General features: G+C 45.3%; 22 protein-coding genes. 11 read left to right on the forward strand and 11 right to left on the reverse strand.

The features are described from left to right. The first annotated feature begins 193 nt into the window (after window positions 1–193). The 10 genes from OL444_RS12830 to OL444_RS12875 all read left to right on the forward strand — a co-directional run bounded on the left by OL444_RS12830 (window position 194) and on the right by OL444_RS12875 (window position 9,149). Entirely contained in the window at window positions 194–760 is a 567-nt protein-coding gene (locus OL444_RS12830) for an RNA polymerase sigma factor (RefSeq protein WP_264732796.1), read from the forward strand. Then, complete coding sequence (locus tag OL444_RS12835; RefSeq protein ID WP_264732795.1) at window positions 760–1,323, forward strand: hypothetical protein; 564 nt, start codon at window positions 760–762, stop codon at window positions 1,321–1,323. Before OL444_RS12830 ends, OL444_RS12835 begins: the two co-directional genes overlap by 1 nt. After that, the gene (locus OL444_RS12840) at window positions 1,307–2,389 is read left to right on the forward strand and encodes a hypothetical protein (RefSeq protein WP_264732794.1); all 1,083 of its coding nucleotides are present in this window, start codon (window positions 1,307–1,309) and stop codon (window positions 2,387–2,389) included. Before OL444_RS12835 ends, OL444_RS12840 begins: the two co-directional genes overlap by 17 nt. 53 nt (window positions 2,390–2,442) lie before the next feature. Next, complete coding sequence (locus tag OL444_RS12845; protein WP_264732793.1) at window positions 2,443–3,177, forward strand: head GIN domain-containing protein; 735 nt, start codon at window positions 2,443–2,445, stop codon at window positions 3,175–3,177. A gap of 100 nt (window positions 3,178–3,277) precedes the next feature. Further along, window positions 3,278–3,769 (forward strand): YajQ family cyclic di-GMP-binding protein, encoded by a 492-nt coding sequence (locus OL444_RS12850; protein ID WP_264732792.1) that lies wholly within the window; start codon window positions 3,278–3,280, stop codon window positions 3,767–3,769. Window positions 3,770–3,843: 74 nt separating this feature from the next. Then, entirely contained in the window at window positions 3,844–4,095 is a 252-nt protein-coding gene (locus OL444_RS12855) for a type B 50S ribosomal protein L31 (protein WP_264732791.1), read from the forward strand. Between the two features lie 66 nt (window positions 4,096–4,161). Further along, complete coding sequence (locus OL444_RS12860; RefSeq protein ID WP_264732790.1) at window positions 4,162–5,349, forward strand: putative sugar nucleotidyl transferase; 1,188 nt, start codon at window positions 4,162–4,164, stop codon at window positions 5,347–5,349. A 13-nt stretch (window positions 5,350–5,362) separates the two neighbouring features. Continuing rightward, a complete protein-coding gene (gene tpiA / locus OL444_RS12865; RefSeq protein ID WP_264732789.1) occupies window positions 5,363–6,124 on the forward strand; it encodes a triose-phosphate isomerase in 762 nt (253 codons plus the stop codon). A 131-nt stretch (window positions 6,125–6,255) separates the two neighbouring features. After that, window positions 6,256–6,852 (forward strand): 2'-5' RNA ligase family protein, encoded by a 597-nt coding sequence (locus OL444_RS12870; protein WP_264732788.1) that lies wholly within the window; start codon window positions 6,256–6,258, stop codon window positions 6,850–6,852. A 2,009-nt stretch (window positions 6,853–8,861) separates the two neighbouring features. Then, complete coding sequence (locus OL444_RS12875) at window positions 8,862–9,149, forward strand: acylphosphatase (protein WP_264732787.1); 288 nt, start codon at window positions 8,862–8,864, stop codon at window positions 9,147–9,149. 158 nt (window positions 9,150–9,307) lie between these two features. Here the strand turns inward: OL444_RS12875 and OL444_RS12880 are convergent, their stop codons facing one another. From OL444_RS12880 to OL444_RS12910, 7 genes are all read right to left on the reverse strand, one after another. Next, a complete protein-coding gene (locus OL444_RS12880) occupies window positions 9,308–10,426 on the reverse strand; it encodes a C1 family peptidase (protein ID WP_264732786.1) in 1,119 nt (372 codons plus the stop codon). Between the two features lie 179 nt (window positions 10,427–10,605). Continuing rightward, a complete protein-coding gene (locus tag OL444_RS12885) occupies window positions 10,606–12,654 on the reverse strand; it encodes a M56 family metallopeptidase (RefSeq protein WP_264732785.1) in 2,049 nt (682 codons plus the stop codon). Window positions 12,655–12,664: 10 nt separating this feature from the next. Further along, window positions 12,665–13,054 (reverse strand): BlaI/MecI/CopY family transcriptional regulator, encoded by a 390-nt coding sequence (locus OL444_RS12890; protein ID WP_264732784.1) that lies wholly within the window; start codon window positions 13,052–13,054, stop codon window positions 12,665–12,667. A gap of 109 nt (window positions 13,055–13,163) precedes the next feature. Further along, entirely contained in the window at window positions 13,164–14,033 is an 870-nt protein-coding gene (locus OL444_RS12895; RefSeq protein WP_264732783.1) for a sterol desaturase family protein, read from the reverse strand. Window positions 14,034–14,132: 99 nt separating this feature from the next. Beyond that, the gene (locus OL444_RS12900; protein ID WP_264732782.1) at window positions 14,133–14,996 is read right to left on the reverse strand and encodes a DUF4249 domain-containing protein; all 864 of its coding nucleotides are present in this window, start codon (window positions 14,994–14,996) and stop codon (window positions 14,133–14,135) included. 21 nt (window positions 14,997–15,017) lie between these two features. Continuing rightward, the gene (locus OL444_RS12905) at window positions 15,018–17,402 is read right to left on the reverse strand and encodes a TonB-dependent receptor (RefSeq protein WP_264732781.1); all 2,385 of its coding nucleotides are present in this window, start codon (window positions 17,400–17,402) and stop codon (window positions 15,018–15,020) included. Between the two features lie 260 nt (window positions 17,403–17,662). Beyond that, window positions 17,663–17,875, reverse strand: a complete 213-nt coding sequence (locus OL444_RS12910) for a hypothetical protein (RefSeq protein ID WP_264732780.1) — start codon at window positions 17,873–17,875, stop codon at window positions 17,663–17,665. 108 nt (window positions 17,876–17,983) lie between these two features. Here OL444_RS12910 and OL444_RS12915 point away from each other — a divergent pair, with 108 nt between their 5' ends. Beyond that, a complete protein-coding gene (locus tag OL444_RS12915) occupies window positions 17,984–18,985 on the forward strand; it encodes a helix-turn-helix transcriptional regulator (RefSeq protein ID WP_264732779.1) in 1,002 nt (333 codons plus the stop codon). A gap of 79 nt (window positions 18,986–19,064) precedes the next feature. Here the strand turns inward: OL444_RS12915 and OL444_RS12920 are convergent, their stop codons facing one another. The 4 genes from OL444_RS12920 to OL444_RS12935 form a co-directional block, all read right to left on the reverse strand. Then, a complete protein-coding gene (locus tag OL444_RS12920) occupies window positions 19,065–19,694 on the reverse strand; it encodes an NAD(P)-dependent oxidoreductase (RefSeq protein ID WP_264732778.1) in 630 nt (209 codons plus the stop codon). 280 nt (window positions 19,695–19,974) lie between these two features. Then, window positions 19,975–22,182 carry a sodium-translocating pyrophosphatase gene (locus OL444_RS12925; protein ID WP_264732777.1) on the reverse strand — a complete coding sequence of 736 codons (2,208 nt, stop codon included), beginning with the start codon at window positions 22,180–22,182 and terminating at the stop codon, window positions 19,975–19,977. Between the two features lie 163 nt (window positions 22,183–22,345). Beyond that, window positions 22,346–23,863 carry an NAD(P)H-hydrate dehydratase gene (locus OL444_RS12930; RefSeq protein ID WP_264732776.1) on the reverse strand — a complete coding sequence of 506 codons (1,518 nt, stop codon included), beginning with the start codon at window positions 23,861–23,863 and terminating at the stop codon, window positions 22,346–22,348. 98 nt (window positions 23,864–23,961) lie between these two features. Next, window positions 23,962–24,489 (reverse strand): hypothetical protein, encoded by a 528-nt coding sequence (locus tag OL444_RS12935; protein ID WP_264732775.1) that lies wholly within the window; start codon window positions 24,487–24,489, stop codon window positions 23,962–23,964. Window positions 24,490–24,599 lie beyond the last annotated feature (110 nt).

The following is a 24,599-nucleotide window of genomic DNA, read 5'->3' on the forward strand; positions in this document are numbered from 1 at the left end:
GGCCGGCAGTAAATGTTTCAACTATTTTTGAAGAAATTTTTTCGGCAGAGATATCCTTCATTCGTCTGTATATTTAGTTCATAGTGAATAAGTTAGAGAGTAATGTCCCGTTAGATAACCAGCCAAAGTAGCACCTGAGCCGAAAAAACTGAATCAACAGCATGCAACCTTTTTTACAATCATTGTCTTTATAATGAAAGCATCAGACAGTAACTTGAATCAATCGCAGATAGAACAACATGTAGTAGACCGCTGCAAGAAAGGGGATGTACGCGCATTCCGTGAATTGTACAATGCATATGCGGCCGCCATGTACAATATTTGTGTACGCATGACGGGGAATACTACTGATGCGGAAGATACCTTACAGGAAGCTTTTATCCAGGTACACAAAAACATCCATAAACTGGAACGCGACAGTAGTGTGAGTGCCTGGATCAAAAGAGTAGTGGTGAATCATTGCCTGAATAACCTGCGTAAGAAGAAAGTGTATTTTGAAGATGTGGAAGAAGTAGAAGTAGAAGAAACTTCAGGTATTGATGAAGCAGATTTTGCCTGGACCGTTACCGCCATTAAATCGGCGATTCATGGGCTGCCACATGGTTACCGGACCGTATTGAATCTCTATCTGTTTGAAGAGTATTCGCACCGGGAGATCGCTACCATGCTGGGTATCTCTGAATCTACTGTTAAAACGCAGTACATGCGGGCAAAGGAAAAAGTAAGACAAATTGTAAAACAGCAAAATGTAACTCGTTAATGTCGGATCATTTCGAAAGGTTTGTACAACAAAACAGGAGCGAATTTGATAGTGCCCTTCCGTCCCCCCGTATCTGGGAAGCATTGGAGCAGGAACTGGAAAGTAACCGTAAAGGAAGAGTTGTTCAGCTATTGCGTAAAAACTGGTTCAAAGCTGCAGTCATTGCAGTATTGCTGGTCAACGCTGCTGCATTGGTTTATTTTACCGGTCACCGGCAACAACAGCAGCGTCAGGAGGAATTGGCCGCATTGGCTCCCGATGTGGCAGAGGCCAAGGTGTATTATTCTGCCCGTATTGATCAGAAGCTGGAAATGATCAACGCTTATCCGGCAACAGCCCTGGGAATGGACAGTATTGCCCGGCAGGAACTGGAGTTAAAAAATGATACTTACAAGGCGCTCGAAAGAGAGCTTAAAAATAACCCGGGCAACGAAAGAATACGTGCCGCCATGATACGCTATTATCAGTTAAAACTGGACTTACTTGACAAAATACTGGAAGAACTGCAGGCAAAACAACCCGCTCCTGCGCAATTAAAAAAACGATATGAAGCTGAAATTTAAATACTTGTTGTTTCTGCTGTGCCCTTTGCTGGTGCAGGCTGAAAACAGAGAATCCACGTACAAAAAAGTTGTCACAAAAGAATTCGCTGTTGGTAACAAAGCTGTGTTAAACATTTCCAATAAGTATGGAAAAGTAGTTTTACATACGTGGGAAAAAAATGAGATTAAAGCAGTGGTGACCATTACAGGGTGGGGGAAGAAAGATTCCGAAGCCAAAGAGGTAGCCGATATGGTTGATATTGCAGAGGAGAAGGTAGGTAATTCATCCGTTATATTACGCACGGTATATAATCCGGGTTCGCAAAGCTCCGGCTGGTTTTCCTGGGGAAATAAAAAAGAGTCGAAAGATTATGTGAATATTGACTATGACGTATTTGTGCCACAAAGTATGGAGCGCCTGATTGTTGAAAACAAATTCGGGGATGTATTATCGGATAAGTTTTCTTTCCCGGTAGAACTGCGTATCAGTTACGGCAATTTTGATATCCGGGAGGCAGATGACCTGGTACTGAAAATAGCTTATTGTGACAGAGGAAGAGTTGGCCGGGCCAACAACCTTGATCTGAAAAGCAGTTACTCCACCGTACGTGTAGAACAGGTCGGAGTGGTGGAATTACATTCCAGCTATAGTGAATATAATTTTACCAAAGTTGATCAGCTGCGGTTGCATTGTGCCTACGATGATATCAAAACAGAGCTGGTAGGTAAAATAACCGGCACCTGTACCTATACTGATATTAAAGCAGGAGAACTGCAACAGGATATCAGCCTGAAAATGTTGTACGGAGATGTGCTGATCCGGCGTACCGGCAACGGATTAAAAGGAGCCGACCTGACGCTGAATTACTCAGATTTGAAATTCGGCGTCTTACGCAAACAATCACTGTCGCTGGATATATACCTGGTATACGGCGATCTGAGCACCGGGGGACTGGAATTCCGGAATGTCGTCTCTAATAAAAAAGGAAACATCTTTAGTTACTCCGCCCAGTCAGGCACCGGTAGTGATCCTGCCCCGATAAAAATAAAAGGTTCCAACTGCGACATTAAATTCCTTGTGTTATAAAATATCCATCTCACCATTCTAATACCATTATTATCATCTAAAAAATCTACTACATGAAAAAACTATCCCGTTACATCCTGGTAGCAATACCATTTTTACTGGTAGCTGGTATCTTATCCGCCTTTACAATTAGTTGGACTGAAACGATCAGAGGAAATGGTAAAGTGAGCCAGGAAGACAGAACTGCCGGCAGCTTTAAAGAGATCAGTACTTCTGGTGTATTCAAAGTGGTGATTCAGCAGGGAAGTACGCACAGTATTAAAATAGAAGCCGAAGAGAATCTGTTGCCATATATTGAAACCAGTGTTTCCGGTAATGAATTAAGTATCCATACCAAAAGAGGACATAATATCAATCCTACCAAAAGTGTAACCGTGTATGTTACCATGGCTAAGGTCAATAAATTATCTGCCAGTGGGGCCAGTGGTTTTACCAGCACCGGTATCCTGAAAACAGACCGGCTGAAACTGGCTTTCAGTGGTGCAGCTGACGCTACACTGGATATTGAAGCGGCTAACCTGGAAGTAGGTTTATCCGGTGCCAGCAATATAAAACTGAAAGGTAGCAGCAGTGATGCAGAATATCATATTTCCGGTACAGCTGATATAGCTGCCCTGGATCTGGAATCACAGGACGTAGCTGTTAGTATTTCCGGTACCGGCAAAGCGCAGGTATTTGCCCAGAAAAAGCTGGAAGTGAATATTTCCGGTTTAGGAAAAGTAAAATATAAAGGAGAGCCTACCGTTCGGCAAGAGATCAGCGGAATGGGAAAGATCAGCAAAATATAGGATTAGAACAATTTAGATTTAGATTATATATGCGGCAGGTAGTTCCCTACCTGCTTTTTCTTTTCTATATTTGTTGTTCGAATATTAAATTTTTATAGTTATGCCGTCCTTTGATATTGTTAGCAAAGTAGATTTACAGACATTGGATAATGCCATTAACACAGTGAAAAAGGAGATCACCAACCGGTTTGATTTTAAGGGCTCACATGTGGAAATTGAATTGAATAAGAAAGAGCTGGTCTTAAACCTCGAAGTGGAAAGTGATATGAAGCTGGCGCAGGTATTGGATGTACTGGTAACACGTACCATGAGACAGGGACTGGATGCCAGCATTTATGACCAGAGTAAGGAAGCTTACCAGAGTGGTAAGGTATATAAGAAGGAAGTACCTATCCGGAATGGTATTAAACAGGAAGATGCTAAAAAGATCGTGAAACTGATCAAGGATTCCGGTTTGAAGGTACAGCCTGCCATTATGGATGATATTGTACGGGTAACAGCCAAAAAAATTGATGATCTGCAGGAAGTGATACAAAAGTGCAGGGAAGCCAATTTAGGGATACCTTTGCAGTATATAAACATGAAATCCTAATTTTTTTAAGAATAATCTTTGGGTGTTAAAGAAATTTAGTTAACTTTGCACCCTGTATTTACAATAATTTTGATATGAAACAGGGAATCCATCCAGAAAGTTACAGATTTGTGATATTTAAAGATATGTCAAACGGAGAAAGCTTTTTAAGCCGTTCTACCGCTCCTTCCAAAGAAACTGCAAAGTGGGAAGATGGTAACGAGTATCCGTTGATCAAGTTGGAAATTTCCAATACTTCTCATCCTTTCTATACTGGTAAGAACGTATTGGTGGATACTGCAGGACGTATTGACAAATTCAAAAAACGCTACGCTAAGAAAGCATAGTTTTTCGGACAAATATTTTTTAAGAATCCCATCGGCTTATCGATGGGATTTTTTATTTTACACGCTATGGAGCGTAATTATATACTGTTCGACACGCCCGTACGTGAATTGTTATACCCCTTTACACATACAAGACCCATTGCTGCCTGCAGAGTAGGTATACTTACTATCCGGGAAAAATGGGAACATTGGCTGCACACCGGCGTGAGTTACTTTACCGTACCACATCTGCAGGAGAAGTTTCCTTTACAACAAGGGACCGAAGATACCGTGAATGTGCTGATCAGCGGGCATATCCTGCCGGATGCCGCTTTGGTGGCTGCTATTGCCGCACTGGAGCCGGAAGAGGAGCTATATAGCAATCAGCACCTCATCGCCAAAGTAATCAAGGGGAAAGAGGTACAGCTGCTGGCGCCGGGCAAACGAAAAAATTATCCGGGCGAAATACTGGGAATTTTTATGCCCTGGGATATCTTTGCATACAATGACCGGGCTATCCGGGCAGATTTTCAACTGCTTACTGCAGGCCGGACATCTGCACCTATATCATCCACCAATCAACTTTTCAACGCGGCAGATATTTTCCTGGAGCCAGGGGCCACTGTTACCTGCAGTGTGCTGAATGCCTCCACGGGGCCTATCTATATCGGGAAAAATGCGCAGGTAATGGAAGGTTGCCTGATCCGCGGGCCATTGGCAATGGGAGAAGGAGCCGTGCTGAAAATGGGTACCCGGAGCTATGGCGCTGTTACACTGGGACCTTATAGCACGGGTGGTGGTGAAATCAAAAACAGCGTGCTGTTTGGTTATTCCAATAAAGGACATGATGGCTACCTGGGAGATGCGGTAATAGGCGAATGGTGTAACCTGGGCGCCAATACCAGCTGCTCCAACCTGAAAAACAACGTTGCTCCGGTAAGGGTATGGCTGGAGGCTAAAGGAACAACCGCTGTTGCAGGTTTAAAATGCGGGGTGCTGATGGGAGATTACAGTCGTTGCGGGATTAATACCATGCTGAATACCGGTACTGTGGTGGGCGTATCCTGTAATGTATTTGGAGGCAGTTTCCCGGACAAGTTCCTGCCTTCTTTCAGTTGGGGGAGTACCGCGGAGGAGGGTGTTTACCGGTTACCGGAAGCCCTGCGGGATGCCGCTGCCTGGATGGCGTTGAAAGGTAGTCCTTTAACAGCGGCAGATAACCGTATACTGACCGCTGTATACACACAGACAAGAGAAAAAGACCTTAAAACTTAATATCGCAGTATTTATGAGAAAAAAAATTGTTGCAGGCAACTGGAAGATGAACCTTACGCTGGCGCAGGGTGAGCAGCTGATTAATGACATTTTACAGGCAGGCCTGAAACTGGAAGAAGGCCAGGAAGTGGTGATCGCTACTCCTTTTCCTTACCTGTTGAAGGCAAAGGCGTTGCTGAAAAACTATCCTGGTTTTTATGTAGCGGCACAGAACTGCCATAGCGAGAAATCCGGTGCTTTCACAGGGGAAGTAGCGGCAGAAATGTTGCAATCCATCGGCGTGGATTATGTTATTTTAGGTCACTCCGAAAGAAGGGAGTACTTCCAGGAGAGCAATGAAATGCTGGCCCGGAAGATAGATCAGGCGCTGGCGAATGGTATTAAGCCTATTTTCTGCTGCGGAGAGCCGCTGGCTATCAGACAGGCAGAAAGCCAGAATGATTATGTAGCTGCACAGCTGGCAGAAAGCCTGTATCACCTCACTGCAGAACAATTCAGCCAGGTGGTGATTGCCTATGAGCCTATCTGGGCTATTGGTACCGGTTTAACCGCCAGTGCTGCACAGGCGCAGGATATGCATGCTTTTATCCGCTCGCAGATTGCCAATAAATTTGGCAGAGAAGCCGCTTTGCATACAACCATATTATACGGTGGTAGTGCTAAGCCAGGTAATGCAGCCGAATTGTTTGCTTCTCCCGATGTAGACGGAGGCCTGATTGGCGGCGCATCGCTGGTGGCGGCCGACTTTGTGTCTATTGTAACAAAACTTTCCTGATACTAAAAAAATACGCAAACGGCAGCGTCTGCGTATTTTTTTAGTAAAAAATGCTAAAAAAATTAGTAATTCTGCGAAAAGGTTGTATATTTGTATCGTCATTCTAACAGGAAGAATTAAAATATCAGGTTATGAATACGAATTATGAAATTTCGGAAGAGTTATTTGATTATTTGCTGGTGGTAAATCCGGATGTGCTGGTAGCGAAAGATGTAACCCGGATGCGACAGTTTATTGCCAATGAACTGAACGATCCTGGCCACACATCTGGTCCGGTACATGTAGCCTTGTTTAGGTCTGCATTTCCCGTTCGTTATGAGAACGATTTCATTACAATGCTGGAGGAAGTAGCCAGGAAGCAGGCGGGTTTCGCTATTTATACTGCTAAAATGGATGCTGCCAGACATGCCGATGGCAGACACAGTATTTTTGTGAATGTGGCTAATCCAAAACCATTAATGGATTTGCACAGGAGCATTATGGAAACATTTGAATTAAAACCGCAGTCATTCCGGCCGCATATTATGCTGGCAAGAGGAATGCAGGAAGCGGATGTAAATAAAATAGGCCCGTTACTAGCAGAAAAATTGTTTGTACGCAGCTTTAATTGCCATTGTTTTAGTTTGCTCAGAAGGCCCGCTGCCGGCGGAAAGTATGAGCGTGTGAGAGATTTTGTGTTTGGTGATATTGAACATATGGCAGGATCTCTTTTTAATTATGCCGCTTAAGAGTGATATACTTGCCTGAGCCAGGAAATACCGGATGGGTAGATACGCAGCATTGATGTTATAGTAAACCGGATTCGATAAATTTGGTGTAGCCCCTATATCCCTTTCATCAATGTACCCCCAGATAACCCTCCTTTCATTTCCATTGCCATGTATGTCGTGCATCGGTCAACTGATCGTATGTAATGATATCATTATCGGCGCTGTTTTGCTATAGTCTTTATGAGATGTTGCAGATCCGCTACGCCGGTATCTCCAGGTTCGGGCAATTATATTATGCTATTGGTATTACCTATAAAAGCAAATAACCTGTTTTATGTAGTAACTATATCATGTGGATATTAGTAAGGGTTGTATTACAGGTTTGATTTCACAAAGAGGTATAGGTAAGCAGATGGCGTTACCAACCGGGATACCGTAACCCGGCAATAGCACAGCAGAAAAATAATAGCTGCAAATGGCCATCCGAAAGATGTTATGATGAATGCGTGATCAATGATCAATGATTGTAAATAGAGAGCAGGTAGGAGATGTTTTAGGAAGTTCATGTGATGTACAGCTATGTTGCATTCCTGAGTTATAATATAAGGAAAAACTCCTGTGAAAATAGGAACATGATAAGTGGTGTTACTACGTCCGGGATGTAGGAACGGTCGCCATATACACGATAGATAAATATTTACAGCTATTCATCTGTCAGTAGGCGCCGTTACTATGGTAACAATCATTTATGGGTGCTATGTATTCACACATTTGTAATAAGCGGCTTTCGATGAAATCCCTTTATGGATAATGGTTTTGTTGATTTTTAAAATCATCGGAGATATTTCATGGATCGTGATCGTATCAATACCTGGTTGATATACGGTAACGTCTTTACAGGTATGAAATATTGAACAGTGGCTTTTAAAAATCACTAAATTACTTCGCCTTATATGGAACAGATCGGGATTTTTTTATGGTAGTATCCTTGTTTTTAAAGACGATCGCAGGATTACAGCGGCCAGGCGGTCAATGATGATCAGGAAACTATCGACGTATAAAGAAGGATAAAGAAAAATAGAGAAAAGCAAGGCAACATAAAGCAGCTTACATGTGGCAATCGCTTCGGCGCTTTTAAAAAGATATTGTACGGTCCGGCCGGACCCATGAAGATCGCTGTCATATGGTAGCGGAAGCAATATTCATGGAAAGTAGCGTTGCTGATCAGGAACAAAATGATCCGCTCCTGCAGGCCTGCTTTTCACCATACTGCTTTGCAGAAGACTAAATGACAAGGGTATGATTCGTAAAAAGAAGACTACCTGAAATAGCGACGATCATGGTTGTGTACTGTGTTTTGAAGCGATGGCAATAGTAGACAGGATCCGTAAAGTCTGGTGTCAGACGACATCATGAGGTAATGAGTGCAGCAGCTACCTTTTGCTGAGTAGATAAAAAGCGGCCTTCATTTTATGAATCACAACAGGATGGTTTCAGCGTGCTATTGAACATAAGATCCGGTATAACTGTTGAATGGCTAAGCTGTACACACTTTTGCTTCTTTATTGATGATGGAATGGCTTTATGGCCGGATGATAACTGGCACTGTTACAGGTTTTCCAGCTATGGCAGCAGGTAGCTGTCGTTGCAGCAACAGGAGGTATTACATGGCTGGTCAGCAGCACATCAGCGCAATAACCGGATAGGGATATCGGTTGATTGCAGGCTTCCCGTTTCTATTGTTTATCTGTTTATTGATTGATTTGTTTGGCAGTCTGTGATCAGACTGGCAGCAGTGGCCATCCTGTATGGTGCTAAAGGATATTTTAAATCGCGCAGGATTGCTGGGGAAGCAGGAGCAGGATCCTGTTAACCTGATCTGTTTAAGATAGCTTACTACGCTGGATGATAGCTTAAAACAGCTGATGATTGCTTTCGAATGATGAGCAGGCAGGAGGAAAGGCGGACCATTCACATATGGTAGCCTGCAGCAAAACTTTTGTTATAAATATTAATTGTTTTCACTTATGGTAGCCAGGTCTATTGTGCATAAAGAGATTATAGTAAGAGGGCGCGTACAACGAGTCGGATTCCGGGCTAATGCAAAAAATATTGCAGACATGATGGGAGTAGCAGGCGTCATCAAAAACTTATCCGATGGCAGTGTGTGGATCAGTGCGGAAGCAACGCCACTGGTAATGGAAGATTTTCTGGCGTGGTGTAAAGCCGGATCTCCCAACGCGGAGGTAACAGCATTGGAAATTACGGAAGGAACCGTACAACATCTGACAGGATTTACTATCCTCTATGTATAAGCCCCCTCAGCAGCAGTTGATGTAAACTTTGCTGCAGGCAATAAAAACGCAAAACAACACGATCTGGTAACGTACTTTATACAACCAGCGCGATTGTTTTGCGTTTTTTATAAATAGTACCAACAGGTAATCAGCAGATGACCACATGTTGGGATATATTATCTGGCAGCAGCAATTTTCTTTTGTAAGTCTTTGTCCAGCGCTGCTTTAGGCACAATGATCGTGATGGTATTGATTGCAAAGTAAGCTTCAGATACATTGAAATAACCATTGAACGGTCCTGATTGAGTACCCCAGGAATTTTTTACCACAAAATAGGGTTTGCCCTGTTTGGTTTGTTCAATGCCTGTAATGTGCATCAGGTGGTCATCCTGGGTTAACAGTTCTTCGTATAACTTTTGACGTAACTCCTGAGAATAAGGTGCTTCTTTCATATCCGGCGTAATGCTGTCGCGTTGGAAGCTGCCATCCTGAGGTGGAAATACGGCGTAACCTTTATTGGTAGACCATCCCTTGTTGCTGACATCTGCATCCCACATGATGGTGTAGCCTTTCTGCAGGGTGGATTTGGTGATGTTGATGAGCTCCTGTAAGGGCACATTATAATAGGCGCCATTGGAGAAGTTATCAGGTACTTCTACAATGAATGACTGATGAAACGGATGATGGGTAAAGGAAGTGAGGAATACATAATCTTCCGGATTGAATTTTACCACTTCTTTGGCAAAGGTCTGTGGCGTATAGTTTTTGCCATCATAGGTAAAAGAAGCCGGTGGCTGACCGATGTAGCTATCCATAATAGCAGTGAATCCTTCTACCCAGTTATCCGGGATCGGTGCTTTTATTTTGATAATGCTATCCAGGTAATGTTTCATGGTCGTTTGCATGGCAGCATGATCATGTTTGGTAGCACTGTTTTTTAATCCGCTGTAGGCCTGCTCCGGTACCAGTCCATACTGACCTGCAGCACGGATCACATCATGCCCCAGTCCTCCTTCACCAAACTGTGCACTACCCTGGCGGCGTACATAGTTTTTAGCTTTTTCCAGATAGATATTGCGGACAGTAAAGATTTCGGAAAGGTCTATTTGAGAGACGCCTTTTCGCAGTGTTTCTGATTCCAGCAGGGATGTAGTAGAGAAAGCCCAGCAGGTGCCTGTCTGGCCCTGACTTTTTACGGGAGTGGCTGCATTGATTTTGCCGGGTAACAATTGTTTATCCTGTGCAAACGCGGTGGTTACAGTAAAGATTGACAAGGCAATACTAAATACTTTCATAAACTATACGGTTGATTGATTAGCCTAAAGATAAGTGCTTTACCTAAAACCTCGGACACCGGAAGGGAAGAATTACAGGAGAGGTATAACGTGTTACGCATTTTCCGGCAGGTAACAGCGGGAATATCTCGCGTTGAACTGTCGGAAAATGCGTAACGATAAGCGGAAATATGGGAAAATCAGTTTTCTATGCTAACATGCAGCTCGTCGTTGCTATCGTTGGACGATTGATTGCTGGAACCACGAATGCTGATCTTTTTATGTTGCAGGTATTGCTTGTATTTTTCTACTACGGCAGCAGGTTGTTTGGTACCGTTGATAAATAAGCCGGCATCACTTTTTTCTATCGTAAAACCCTGGCTGGGATTGATTAATTTTTCGGCGGTCATTTTCCGCACCATTTCTTTGGTGGGGGCACCGTTGTTTTTTTCTCTCTGTATTTCTGCCGCTTCCCGGCTCGCATCCGCTCTTTCACGCGCTGCATCTGCTTTTGCCCGGGCTATATCTGCTTTTTGTCTGCGGGCATCTGTCTGCGACCTGTCCTGCTCCCGCTGTGCCCTGCTTATTTGTGCCATAGCACTGGCTCTGGCTTTATCCGCTATTGATTTACTTTCGCGGATGGTGCGGTTGACGTTCTCGTTAATCTTGTCCCAATCTGCTTTATTATAGGCTATTTTAATATCCTGGTTAATTTGATGCCAGTTGACCTTACTCAACGCGGAATCGCGCGCTATTTTCATATCTGCAGAAAGCTGTTTCCAGTCTACGCTGGCAAGTGCCAGGTCTACTTCAGATTGTATATTTTTTAAATCCACGTCCCGCATTTGTTTCATCGCCTGCCGCACCTGTTCCCGGGTTTCGCGGATATGTTGTTTGATCATTTTACGATCTATCTTTTCGTCGGAAGCCGCTTGCTGTTTGTTGGCAGGTGACTGTATTACGTCCTCCGGATCATTAGGTGTTTCCGGGGTGTCAGGTGTTATCGGTGCCGTCGGTGTTGCGGGTGTTGGTGGAGTAGGAGGCGTAGGCGGAGTAGATGGTTCTACGGGTGCCGGTGTAATGGTATCTGCCATCACTGCTGCTACATAAACAGGCGTATGAGGCTTATTGACAGTTGCCACCGCAGGTATGATGGCTGCATCAGCAGGGTGGGTATCTACTGCTTGCAGTTGTGTTTCCGGCCGGGCTTTTTCATTGGCTCCTTTGGCTGGGTTCAGCCATGCAATGGAGATCAGGCCGGCAGCGATAATCAGACCTGCTAAAAAACGTTGACTATAATTGAGATGTGTTGTTTTCATTTCCATGATACGTTTAATGCGGTAAAACAGATGTTGTCTATTATCTGCAGCGGCCATGGACAGTGGGTTGGCGGTTAACCGGTATTCTTCCAGCGCAACCAATGCCCGGGCATAGTGCAGGGGTTGTACGGTACTGGCAATAACCAGATCGTCGCAACAGTGTTCCCTTTCCAGGCGGATCGTTTTAGCAATCAGCCATACAAAAGGATTAAAAAAGAGCATGATTTCAACAATTGATTGGAAGATATTCAACAGATAATCATTGCGTTTGATATGGGCCAGTTCATGGAGTAAAATGGCCTCCAGCTGCTGTTCACTCAGGTTGTTGACCATGGCAACCGGCAGCAGGATTACGGGTTTCAGAAATCCCAGCATCACCGGTACCATCACATGTGGTGATATGAACAGTCTCACCTTGCGGGGAATCTGTAGCCGGGCAGCCAGTGTTTCCAGGTGTTTCTCCCATACTTCGTCCATCTGTACTACATTATGATGCCGGATGTGCTGCAACTCAAAAAGGTCGGATACCAGTTTGATGGTCATCACAATCATGCCGGCGGCATACAGCATTACGACGATGGGAAAACACATTTCCAGATTGGGAAACAGCCACATTAACGGTTCCTGGCTGGGATATACGGCCGGCATGTTCACGGGTTGAACAGGCATGGGAGCCGCTGCCAGCTGCATCGTCATGGTTTTAACGGTGCTTAGGGCGTCCAGGTGTTCATATAAGGTGATCAGGAACCAGACAAAAATACCGGATAACGACAGCAGGGCGAGATTGTACTTGATTCTGGCACTGGCCTGTGGCCACAGTTTCAGTACTATTCTGAGACAGGCATATATGAAAAAGGCCTGCCAGAGAGAATGAAGGATGGTCCATCCCAGGGCGCGTACCAGGTCGCCGGTAATAGGTAATACGTTCATGGTATAAATTTTACCCGTTATCCTTTTGCTGTTTTTCTATATCAGATAAATATTGGCGGATTTTGTCCAGTTCTGCATCCGAAGACTGGTGATGTCCCAGTGCCTGCATGACCAGCTGGGAGGCAGAGCCACCAAATACAGTATCTATCATCTTATTCAGTAACTGTTGCCGGGTGGTTTGCTGCGAAACCGCTGTCGTAAATACGTGGGTTTTGCTGCTGGCATCCCGGTCCAGTAACTTTTTTTCATGCATGATCTGCATTAATTTGAGCGTGGTCGTATAGCCGGCATCTTTTGTCTGCGATAAAATGTCATGTACTTCCCGCACGGTGCTGGCCCCTCTTTCCCAAAGAATGCTCAATATTTCCAATTCACTTTCTGTAGGACGTATATGTTTCAAAGCAATGATTTAAAGGATGATTATTGTTGTACGAATATCTTCGTAAACGAATGTACGACAGTTTTCGTAAATGCGAAATATATTTTCAGCAAATAGGATGAAAGGTCATTTAAGCGGATCGCTGTGCAGCCCTTAGTTGCTTGGTTGTCTTACGGCTGCCGTCTGCACTCCAGCCGGGAGCATCAAAAGCATAGTGCAGGGCTTCCCGCAGGTTCTTTGCCCGGCGTATGTCCTGCCAGATGCTGCGCCATTCATGGGTAGCTATGCGGAGCGGGTTGTGGGTATTGATGTTGGACGTAAGGCCATAGGCCGGCCGCTGCACTTCCGGTGTAAAGGTGCCGAACAACCGGTCCCAGATAATCAGCACGCCGGCATGGTTGCTGTCCAGGTAAGCGATATCGGAGCCGTGGTGTACGCGGTGGTGCGAAGGCGTATTAAAAATATATTCTATCGGGGCCGGTAATCGCTGAATCAGTTCTGTATGTATCCAGAATTGATAGATCAGGCTAACGGCCTGCATGGTCATCACCATCATTGGATGGAAGCCGGCCAGCGGCATCCATACCCAGAAAAGGAAGGCACCACTGATATTTCCTGTCCAGGTCTGACGGAGGGCCGTGGCCAGGTTATAACTTTCGGAGGAATGGTGAATGACGTGCGATGCCCAGAAAAAGCGTACGGTATGACTGGTGCGGTGAAACCAGTAGTAGCTGAAATCATCTGCAAAGAAGGCCAGCAGCCACACCCACCATACAAAATCGAGGGTAAAGAAACGGAACTGGTAAACAAAGGCATAAACACCCAAAACAATGGCTTTGGTAAACAATCCGATAAATACGTTGCCCAATCCCATGGCAATGCTGCTAAGGGCATCTTTGGGCCGATAAAGGTGTTTCTGGTCGATAGATGTAAGTATAATCTCCAGCAATATCAATAAGACAAATGCTGGGATGGCATAGGTAATCAGATCCCGCGGCATAGATCGTTGGCTTTGTACTGAAGTTAAGCATTTCAGGGCAAAAAAAAACGGGTTGTCCTACCACTGTGGTAAAACAACCCGTTTACAAATTAACCATTACTACTTGAGACTTTTCTCTGACCTGCTCACCGCTGAGGTGCCAAACCAGCCGAGTATTTTGGTTTTACTATTAGGAGTGGTATTGACGATGTTGGTTTTTACGTTTTCCAGAATTTTAGCAAACAAACCGCCCTGATTGAGCTGGCTTTGCAGCTGGTCCAGGAACTCGTAGCTACGGCGTGTCACGGAAGACAGCCGTACAATGATGGTTTCCCCTTTCAGGAAAGGCTTCTGGTAATCCGTGATTCTATCCGCTATCCCCAGCGAAAACGCGTTGCCATCAAACAGGCCCTCTTCGTAGGAACCGTCTATAGCAACGGCATCCTGCAGGCGTCTGAGGGTATCGTTCCGGTAAGAGCGAATCCAGTAAAAGTCAGTGCCGCCAGCGAGGTCGCGTGCGTGCAGGGTAGCGTAATAACCTTCTTTGCCAGTCACTGATTCTTCTTTTGTTTTAAACTTCACACTGATAGAATCAATCTTTGGCACTCTCAGGATGCTATCGTAAGCAACAAAGGACTCTCCTTTGTAAGTGACCTGCAGTTTATACGCATGTCCTATCACGCCGATGGCTTTATTGCTGGCATCATAGCTATATACATTATCCTTGAATGGAAAAGGATAAGATACGCCGGCCGTCAGGTCGTGTAAGGTAATCGTGGCATCATTGATCACCGGCGCCGGGTTGTTATCTGTATAAGGAACAGACATGGTGAATTTTATTTTCTGTATGCCGGTTTCAGTGGTGATCCAGGCATCCAGTACCGGATAGGAGATCCCTTTAGGGATATCCAGGTCTATTTTATCTTCGCAGGCAGTTAATCCGGCAAAGGCAGCGAATATGAGGAGGAATAATGATTTTTTCATGATGTCGTGCATTTTGGACAGTTAGAACTTAAAGTTATAAGTGATACCCGGAATGATAGAACCAATGATAGATAATCTCACAGCTTCTCTTTTGGTGGCATCGTCTTCATTCGGTTTGAAATAAACCGTGTAGGCGTTTTTACGGCCATATACGTTATACAGGGAGAATACCCATTCACCTTTCCAGCGTTTGTTTTGATTTTTACCTTTTAATGTCATGGACAGATCCAGTCTGTGAAAAGGTTTCAGCCGGTAGTTGTTACGTTTCTCGGTGCTATTGTAAGGAATATCCCAGTCCTGGAACTGCAGGCGGTTATCCGCGAAGGTAGCCGGTGTACCGGAAGCAAATACCCAGTTGGCAGAGAAGGAAGTCCGTTTGTTCAGGGTATGTGTTAATACCAGGTTTACGTTATGCGTACGGTCGTAGCGGTTCAGGAACCACTCATCCATGCTGATACCAGGTGTTTTTCTTTCGGTGCGGGACAAAGTATAGCTTATCCAGCCGGTAGTTTTGCCGATATCTTTTTTGGCATACAGCTCAATACCGTAGGCGCGTCCCTGTGATGGCAGCAGGTCTGCTTCAATCAAAGGATTCAGCTGCAGGTTGGCATTGTCAATATAATCCAGCTGGTTGTCTGTTGTTTTGTAGAAAGCTTCCGCAGAGAACTCGTAGGCATCATTCGGTGCATTGTAGAAGTAGCCCACCGTATACTGATCAGATACCATGGGTTTAATGTTGTTGGTGCTCGGTGTCCAGATATCTAATGGCGTAGGAGAGGCGGTGTTGGACAACTGATGCATGAACTGAGAAGTTCTGCTGTAGGCAACTTTTACAGCATGCTCGTCAGACAAAGCGTATTTGGCGCTGATGCGTGGCTCGAAATAAACATAGCTTTTAATGTTTTCACCGGAACCATATGATTTAACGCTGTTGAGTGTTTTTCTGATACCAGGTGTGGTGTCATTGAAGGTATAGACCAGTCCTTTACCTAACAGCTGATAGGAAGACAAGCGTGCACCATACTGGATGCCGAATTTTTTGGATGGTTTATATTCATGATCGATATAAATCGCAGATTCCAGCGCGTGCTTGTCTACCAGTTGTTTCTGTGATACGCTACTGCCTTCGGTGCTGGTACCGGTACCTGGTTTGAAGGTATAATAAATACCCTGTACGCCGAAATGCAGGCTGTTATTGGTATTCAGGTAGTAGGTGAAGGAAGGTTTTAACCCGTAGTTAATGATGTTGGAAGTCCAGTCGTAGCTCTGTAATGATTCCTCATTGGACTTTTTGGAATCATTGGTGAACTGCAGACTGTAGTCGTATTTGCTGTAATAGGTAGTGAGGTTGAGGAACAACCGGTTGGTGAATACGTGGTTCCAGCGGATGGTAGCTGTGGTATTCCCCCAGTTCATGTTTACATCTTTTCCGAAACCAAAAACATCCCGCCCGAAATATCCGCTTACAAAGAGGGTATTGTTTTTATTGAATTTGTAGTTGGCTTTGGCAGTGATATCATAGAAACTGAGTTTGGTGTTTTTCATATCACCTTTCAGGAAGGGTTTCATCAACAGGTCGATGTAAGATCTTCTGGCAGCCACGATAAAGGAAGATTTATCTTTTACCAGCGGACCTTCCACGGATAAACGACTGAATATATTACCAATACCGCCGTTTACATTGAAATGCTGGTTGTTACCATCTTTCATACGGATGTCCAGTACAGAGGAAGTACGGCCGCCATATTCAGCAGGGAAGCCTCCTTTGATCAGGTTCAGGCTTTTTACTGCATCCGGATTGAATACAGAGAAGAAGCCCATCATGTGTGTAGAGTTGTAAACGGGTGCTTCGTCGAGCAAAATGAGGTTTTCATCGCTGTTTCCACCACGTACATTGAAGCCGGAAGCACCTTCCCCTACGGTGTTTACACCGGGAAGTGTCTGAATGGCGCGCAGTACATCTACTTCTCCCATGAAAGTGGGCATTTTTTTCATTTGCTGAATATCCAATCTGTTGATACTGGTATTCAGGGTATTGACACTTTTCTCTTGTTTGGCGCCGGTAACGGTGATTTCATTCAGCTGACTGCTGGTACCTTCCAGCTTAACATCGAGATTGATATTACGTTGTAGTTTTACGGTTGTTTTGAATGTCGCGTAGCCTACATAGGTAAATTGGAGATCATGTTCTCCTGCTGGCAAGGTGAGGGAATAAAAACCATATTCGTTAGTGATGGTACCCAGGCTGGTGCCGGGTTTGCCAATGGAAATACCTACCAGGCTTTCTCCATTTTGTTTGTCTTTGACATAGCCACTAACAGTATATCGTTGTTGTTGTGCGATCGTTGAGTTTCCTGCTAATAACAAGAAAAGCATGGTCAGCAACGTAAGTGCCTTTGTTTTCATAAAAGGTTTATGCAGTTTAAGATAGATGAATTTGCAATTCTAATTCTGTGACATGCTATTATGACGTGGCAGGCACTGCTTACCCCTATCAGCATATATTATTTTTTGTTGTCACTTTAGTAACAGTAGATATGATTACATGCAGGCAAGATAGGAGATTTGCGCAAGAAAGGAATAGGAAGATAAAACTCCCTTTCCGAGAGTTGCCGGGGTGGCAATTCTTTCAAAAAGGGAGTAATGTGCAGATTCTATAATAATGATCAATCGAGGATGTCGCAGCTAAAGCCCAGTTCAGTTACAAATTCTATAATGCTTTGTTCTGCCAGTTGTTGCGGGCTGACAACACGCAGTACTTTGTCACAATCTTCTATATCTACACTACAGGCATTAACAGTAAAGTTGGCGGCGATGGCATTGATCACGTTATTCTTTTCTTGAACAGTGTTTATATTTGTCCGGAATATTCCCATCATGGCGTATATTGTTTAGGTAAAACGGAATATTTTTGTGCAAATTTGCTACTGTTCCGCCATATAGCTGTTACACGAAACGGATTATAACTTACACGAAACGGATTTTTTATGGGTGTAAAAATTATGAATGACGCCAACGTTGTGTTGTTATCGGAAGAAGCACCCTTTGATAGTGAAAAATGGACGTCGCGGGAGATCGTAGAGGAAACGCAGGAGCTAAACCGTCACTTTGGATCAGCTAAGGTGCGGGAATTTCATTTCGATGGCGTACATATTATAGATTGTACCGCCGACCTGTATGAAAACATACTGATTGCCTCTGAAGAAATATTACCACGGGTAATGATGCTGTTTGTGGAACAGGGAAATATGGTTACCAGCGTGGAAGGGATGAGAAAAAGCCTGGCCTTTTCTTCCAAAGAACACAACCTGTTATATACACCGTATCTGTGTGAAACCGCTGCTGTCAGTAAACAGCGGGATATCCAGGTGTTCGGACTGAGTTATACGCCCGAACGTTTCCTGGAGCTGGCAGACCACAGCGGGCGCGTACTCCACACACTTGCCAATAATGTAGCGGGTAATAAATCTGTTTTACTGGCAGATAAGATTAACCTGCAGCTCACGCCCCGGATGCTGAGTATTTTTGCGGAAGTGCGTCAGTGCCAGTTTAAAGGTGGGCTTAAAAAACTGTTCCTGCAGTCCAAAGCTATTGAATTGCTGGCCTTGCAGTGCGAACAGATAGAAAACGGCACCCGGAATAAAGAAAATGTAGCGGCACAAAAAGTAGCCACCAGTGACCTGGAAAAGCTACACCACGCCCGGGAACTGTTGCTGCAGCATTTGCAGGAACCGCTTAGTCTTGCGCAACTGGCCCGTGTAACAGGGTTAAATGAATTTAAGCTCAAATCCGGGTTTAAGCATGTTTTCGATAATACAGTGTTTGGATATTTAAGTGAACAAAGACTGGAGTTATCCCGGAAATTGCTCCTCGATACCAATAAACCCCTGTCTGAAATTGCAGAACAGGCCGGATTTTCTTCGCCCCAGCATTTCAGTAATGCCTTCCGGAAGAAGTTTGGGGTAAGTCCCGGTAAAATGCGGATGTAATCTCTTGGGCTATAGGAAACATTTTCAGCAGTAACTGCTGAAAATGTTTCTTTTTTTATGTAGATAATGCCGGCATAGCTTAGTAAGCTACGGTAAACCGTTGCTGAATGTGTTGTGGTTTTTCCAGTTCATCAACCAGGGCAACGGCGTAATCCGCTGTAGAGATTTTGCTTTCTCCTTTATCATCTGTTAATAACTGGTCTTTGCCCAGGCGGAAGGTGCCGGTGCGTTCGCCCGGTGCAATCATGGCTGCGGGACTTAATACGGTCCATTCGAGGTCGCCTGCCTGTTTGATTACCTGGAAGGCATCGCGGGTGGCGGTAGCACCTCCTTTCCAGGCTGCCGGGAATTCCGGTGTATCCAGGAGCTGTAATCCGGGAGCTACTTCCAGGCTACCAGCGCCGCTTACGGCCAGGAACCTTTTGATGCCGGCTTTGCGGACACCATTCAGGATGGCCTGGATGGCTTTTACATAGGTGGCAGACTCGTGTGAATTGTAAGCACTGATCACCGCATCATTACCAGCTACCAGCTCTGCTACGCTTGCCTCATTGGTAACATCCCCTTGCTTTATGGTCAGTTGCGGGTTGACGAGGTCAATTTTTTCCGGGTTACGTACAATGGCGGTTACCTGATGTCCTCTGCTTAAAGCTTCATTCAGGATGGCTGCGCCTATAAATCCGGATGCACCGATAATAGCTACTTTCATGTGTATTAGTTTAGTTTTTTATAGTGATATAATTACAGCCCGTGTTAACTGATTGTTTTAATTGTTATGAAAAATATTACAGTTTGTCTTAAAAAAAGAGACTTTACTGTAATTATTATTATTACAGTACAAATGTAGGGAAGATATTTTAATCTCCAAATAAATATTTATTACGAGGAAGGGGAAAGGGCAGACGTTTCCGGACAACGAGGTATACCAAATAAAAAAATACCCCGTCGCAGCCAGGCCGGACGGGGTACTATCTTTTTATACCATTATATTAAGGCTTCATCACCAGCATGGCAACAGGCTTGCTGCTGCTGGCTTTTGTTGCTGGTGCATGTATTTCGGTTTTTGTTACCGGTACCGCATCCCGGGTATGAAACCGTTCTGCCAGGGTAGGCGCAATTACCAGTGATACAATAGACATCAGCTTGATCAGGATGTTCATAGAAGGACCGGAAGTATCTTTAAAAGGATCCCCTACGGTGTCTCCGGTAACAGAAGCTTTATGTGGCTCAGATTTTTTGTAGTAAGTCTCGCCATTGATTTCCACGCCTTTTTCGAAGGATTTTTTAGCGTTATCCCAGGCGCCACCGGCGTTATTCTGGAAAATACCCATCAATACACCACTCACGGTTGCACCAGCGAGGAAACCTCCCAATACTTCAGGACCGGCGAGGAAACCGATCAGCAACGGCGAAATCAGGGCAATAGCACCCGGCAGCAACATTTCCCGGATAGAAGCCTGGGTGGAAATAGCCACGCATTTATCGTATTCCGGTTTGCCGGTACCTTCCATAATACCAGGAATTTCGCGGAACTGGCGGCGTACTTCTTCTACCATGGCCATGGCAGCACGGCCTACCGCAGCAATGGCGAGAGAGGAGAAGATAAACGGAATCATACCACCGATGAACAGACCTGCCAGTACATCGGCTTTATAGATATCAATACCTTTGATGCCAGCTACCCCCACAAAGGCCGCAAACAGGGCCAGTGCGGTCAGTGCGGCAGAAGCAATGGCAAATCCTTTACCGGTAGCAGCGGTGGTATTACCTACGGCATCCAGGATATCGGTTTTTTCCCGTACATCTTTTGGTAATTCACTCATTTCTGCAATACCGCCGGCATTATCGGCAATAGGGCCAAAAGCATCGATTGCCAGCTGCATGGCAGTGGTGGCCATCATACCGGCAGCAGCGATAGCTACACCGTAGAGGCCTGCAAAAGCGTAAGAACCATAAATACCTCCTGCCAGCACCAGGATGGGAATAGCTGTAGATTCCATCCCTACGGACAGCCCGCCAATGATATTGGTGGCCGCACCGGTAGCCGACTGGCGGATAATGGATTTTACCGGACGTTTACCCATGGCCGTATAATACTCGGTAATGATACTCATGAGCGTACCTACTACCAGTCCTACCATGATGGCGCCAAATACCTGGGATTTGGTAAACAGGTGATTCCGGAGGATCATGTCTGTATCCGGTAAGATGCTATCGACCAGGAACCAGGATACTATGGCTGTTAATATAATGGAGCCCCAGTTGCCCATATTCAGTGCTTTTTGTACCACACTGGTATTTAAACCGGCGGAATCACTGATACGTACAAAGAAGGTGGCAATGATAGAAAAGATAATACCGGCACCGGCAATCAGCATCGGTAGCAGTATGGGGGCCACTCCGCCAAAACTGTCCTGCGAGGTGGTTTCCGAACCCAATACCATGGTAGCAAGTACGGTTGCCACATAGGAACCGAACAAATCGGCACCCATACCGGCCACATCACCTACGTTATCGCCTACGTTATCGGCAATGGTAGCAGGGTTACGGGGATCATCTTCCGGAATACCTGCTTCTACTTTACCTACCAGGTCTGCACCTACGTCGGCAGCCTTGGTATAGATACCACCGCCTACACGGGCAAACAAGGCAATGCTTTCCGCTCCGAGAGAGAAGCCGGTCAGCACTTCAATGGTTTTGATCATTTCAGTGGTATTGGCGGTAGCGCCAAAATATGATTGGAGTATGATGAACAATCCACCAAGTCCCAGTACCGCCAGACCAGCAACGCCCATACCCATTACAGAGCCACCTGCAAAGGATACTTTCAATGCCTGGGCCAGACTGGTACGTGCTGCCTGCGCCGTACGCACATTGGCTTTGGTGGCTATTTTCATGCCTATAAAACCAGCGGTAGCGGAAAATACAGCACCCAGCACAAAAGCAACGGCTATTGACCAGTGTGAGTTTTCATGGGTAGCGCCCATATATCCCAGCAGGAGGGCAGCGATAATAACAAAATAGATCAGCACTTTGTACTCTGCTTTCAGAAAGGCCATGGCCCCTTCTGCGATATGCTGGGCTATTTCTTTCATCCTTTCATTGCCGGCGTCCTGTCGGGTTACCCAGGAGCTACGGATAGCGGTAAATAACAAGGCTATTACTCCAAAACATGGAACGAGATAAACTATACTCATAGTAGCGAAATTTCCAAGGTTGATAAAAGCGTTTAATAAGTAAAAAATAGTGTTTTCAAAAAGTGGCGGAAATAAATATAAAACATAAATAATTAATTGTAGGCGTAATAAATTAAGAATATTACAGAATCTATGCTTATCTGTTATTTCCGGGGGTACTGCTTTATATAACGTGTCGGAAGGCGGCTCCCAGGTGCGTTATTATATCAGTAGCGGTCATCGCTTCCTGCGATAACTGCTCAGCAGCCAGGTCGCCGGCATATCCGTGTAGCCATGCACCCAGTATAACTGCTGCTTTGGGGGTATAATCCTGCGCCAGTAAAGCCGTGAGAATGCCCGTTAATACGTCGCCGCTACCTCCGGTAGCCATGCCGGGGTTGCCGGTGCTGTTGAAATAAAGGGAACCATCAGGACAGGCAATAGCGGTATACCTGCCTTTCAGTAAAATATAGAGATGGAGGTGAACGGCCTGTTGGGATAATAATGTCAGCCGGTCAAAATCATTGGCGGCTGTGCCAAATAACCGTTCAAACTCTTTGGGGTGTGGGGTAAGAATACTGCCCTGGGGCAGTCTGGATAACAGGTAAGGATATACGGACAACAGGTTGAGTGCATCCGCATCTATTACCATGGGGCGCTGGTAATGCTCCAGCAGGCGTTCCAGCGAACGGGCCGTAGCCGTTTGGGTACCCAGTCCGGGGCCTATACCGATGGTTTTATAGGTAGCGCCGTCGGGCAGGGTGTGGAAATGAGCACTGTGAGTACTGCCTTCATCGGTGACACACATGGCGCACGGCTCACTGATCTGCATAATGTCGTAACCGCATTGGGGTACGTGGCAGGACAACAGTCCTACGCCGGCCCGCAAACAGGCTTTGGCACTCAGCACCGCGGCTCCCATTTTGCCATAACTACCAGCAATGAGGAGGGCATGACCATAGGTACCCTTATGCGCAAACGGGTCGCGCGGGTGGTAAATGGTACGTATCATCTCCCGGTCTGTCAGGTGATAGCGTGTAGGCGTTTGGGTGATATAGTCCGGATGTAGGCCGATGGGTAAAATATGTACGTGCCCGGTGAAACCGGCATTTTCAGGTAGCAGGAAAGCCAGCTTGTAACATTCGAAACTAAGGGTATGGTGAGCCTGTATTACAGGCGTATGCAGGGAGCTGCTGTCGGCCAGCAGCCCGGAGGGAATGTCAATGGCCACTACCGGATGGATGGCTCTTTGGTCATTGATCTGGTGAATGATGCCTGCCATCCAGCCTTCTACAGGTTTGTTCAGACCGGTACCGAAGATCGCATCTATAATAACCGCACCGGCAGGCAGCACAGGAAAATCTCCCTGGGCGCCAATTTCGTACAGGCATGCCGGGTATTGCTGTTGCAGTAACTGCAGGTGAAAAGTATGATCTGCACTGGCTTTGGCGCTATGTTGCAGGATGCAGGCCCGAACGGGATACCCCTTTTGCAGCAGCAACCGGGCTATTACCAGGCCATCGCCACCGTTATTGCCTTTCCCGCAAAAAATATAAACAGGGGTAGTAGGGGCGAACTGTACTTCCAGCCATGCGGCACATTTACCGGCGGCACGCTCCATGAGGCCGGTGCTGCTCACAGGTTCCTCCCGGATGGTAAAGGCATCAGCCTCTCTGATTTGTGCAGCCGTGAAGATTTTCATGTCTGATAGTTAAACAATAAAAATACTTCAAAATAAGGAACATAAAAAAACGGACCATGCTTGCCTCATGATCCGTTTAAAATAAAAGTGACTGCGGTTTAGAAAGTAAATCTGGCAGACACTCCGCCGATCTCTTCTCCCAGGTAGCTGGTCGGACCAACAAACTGAATGTAAGGTTTGAGATCAGCACTGATGTTCAATGGAAATTTCTTGAAGGTATACTCTACGCCAATGATACCATCCAGGCCCGGAGATACATAGGTACCTTTACCTTTGTTGATGTAACGGTCCCAATCGTAATCACTGCGGTCGTAGAAACCGATATGTGCACCACCACCGGCGTACATATTCAGTTCAGGAATACCCACATTCCAGTTATATTCATATAAACCGGTAATTGTAACGTTTGATCTGTGCGTATGGTTGGTTGTTACCAAACCTTCGATAGCATGTGGTCCTTCAATAAAGTGTTTAATGGTGAAACCAACTACCCATGGATTCAGGCGGATACCCAGGGCGGTGTTGTAATTGCCTTCTCCGGAGTTGCGATAGGTTTTCTTTTTCTGCGCGTTAACCTGTATTGCGAACATGGCAATAAGGCCAAAAAGTAACACGACTTTTTTCATAGATGTGTTGTTTGTATTTAAGAGATACGTAAAAATGTATGCGTCTACTAACGTTAATAAGTTCCTCTAAAGTATGATTGACGACGATTTTAAAAGATCAGCATAGCTTA

Origin of the sequence: Chitinophaga nivalis (assembly GCF_025989125.1) — a bacterium.
Taxonomy (GTDB): Bacteria; Bacteroidota; Bacteroidia; order Chitinophagales; family Chitinophagaceae; genus Chitinophaga; species Chitinophaga nivalis.

Excerpts from the sequence above, each read along its gene's own strand:
- OL444_RS12895 (WP_264732783.1), bottom strand. The coding sequence starts at position 14,033 with ATGCCGCGGGATCTGATTACCTATGCCATCCCAGCATTTGTCTTATTG.
- OL444_RS12880 (WP_264732786.1), bottom strand. The coding sequence starts at position 10,426 with ATGAAAGTATTTAGTATTGCCTTGTCAATCTTTACTGTAACCACCGCG.
- OL444_RS12860 (WP_264732790.1), top strand. The coding sequence starts at position 4,162 with ATGGAGCGTAATTATATACTGTTCGACACGCCCGTACGTGAATTGTTA.
- OL444_RS12925 (WP_264732777.1), bottom strand. The coding sequence starts at position 22,182 with ATGAGTATAGTTTATCTCGTTCCATGTTTTGGAGTAATAGCCTTGTTA.
- OL444_RS12850 (WP_264732792.1), top strand. The coding sequence starts at position 3,278 with ATGCCGTCCTTTGATATTGTTAGCAAAGTAGATTTACAGACATTGGAT.
- OL444_RS12915 (WP_264732779.1), top strand. The coding sequence starts at position 17,984 with ATGGGTGTAAAAATTATGAATGACGCCAACGTTGTGTTGTTATCGGAA.
- OL444_RS12835 (WP_264732795.1), top strand. The coding sequence starts at position 760 with ATGTCGGATCATTTCGAAAGGTTTGTACAACAAAACAGGAGCGAATTT.
- OL444_RS12830 (WP_264732796.1), top strand. The coding sequence starts at position 194 with ATGAAAGCATCAGACAGTAACTTGAATCAATCGCAGATAGAACAACAT.
- OL444_RS12910 (WP_264732780.1), bottom strand. The coding sequence starts at position 17,875 with ATGATGGGAATATTCCGGACAAATATAAACACTGTTCAAGAAAAGAAT.
- OL444_RS12870 (WP_264732788.1), top strand. The coding sequence starts at position 6,256 with ATGAATACGAATTATGAAATTTCGGAAGAGTTATTTGATTATTTGCTG.
- tpiA (WP_264732789.1), top strand. The coding sequence starts at position 5,363 with ATGAGAAAAAAAATTGTTGCAGGCAACTGGAAGATGAACCTTACGCTG.
- OL444_RS12855 (WP_264732791.1), top strand. The coding sequence starts at position 3,844 with ATGAAACAGGGAATCCATCCAGAAAGTTACAGATTTGTGATATTTAAA.
- OL444_RS12935 (WP_264732775.1), bottom strand. The coding sequence starts at position 24,489 with ATGAAAAAAGTCGTGTTACTTTTTGGCCTTATTGCCATGTTCGCAATA.
- OL444_RS12900 (WP_264732782.1), bottom strand. The coding sequence starts at position 14,996 with ATGAAAAAATCATTATTCCTCCTCATATTCGCTGCCTTTGCCGGATTA.
- OL444_RS12885 (WP_264732785.1), bottom strand. The coding sequence starts at position 12,654 with ATGAACGTATTACCTATTACCGGCGACCTGGTACGCGCCCTGGGATGG.
- OL444_RS12875 (WP_264732787.1), top strand. The coding sequence starts at position 8,862 with ATGGTAGCCAGGTCTATTGTGCATAAAGAGATTATAGTAAGAGGGCGC.
- OL444_RS12905 (WP_264732781.1), bottom strand. The coding sequence starts at position 17,402 with ATGAAAACAAAGGCACTTACGTTGCTGACCATGCTTTTCTTGTTATTA.
- OL444_RS12845 (WP_264732793.1), top strand. The coding sequence starts at position 2,443 with ATGAAAAAACTATCCCGTTACATCCTGGTAGCAATACCATTTTTACTG.
- OL444_RS12840 (WP_264732794.1), top strand. The coding sequence starts at position 1,307 with ATGAAGCTGAAATTTAAATACTTGTTGTTTCTGCTGTGCCCTTTGCTG.
- OL444_RS12920 (WP_264732778.1), bottom strand. The coding sequence starts at position 19,694 with ATGAAAGTAGCTATTATCGGTGCATCCGGATTTATAGGCGCAGCCATC.
- OL444_RS12930 (WP_264732776.1), bottom strand. The coding sequence starts at position 23,863 with ATGAAAATCTTCACGGCTGCACAAATCAGAGAGGCTGATGCCTTTACC.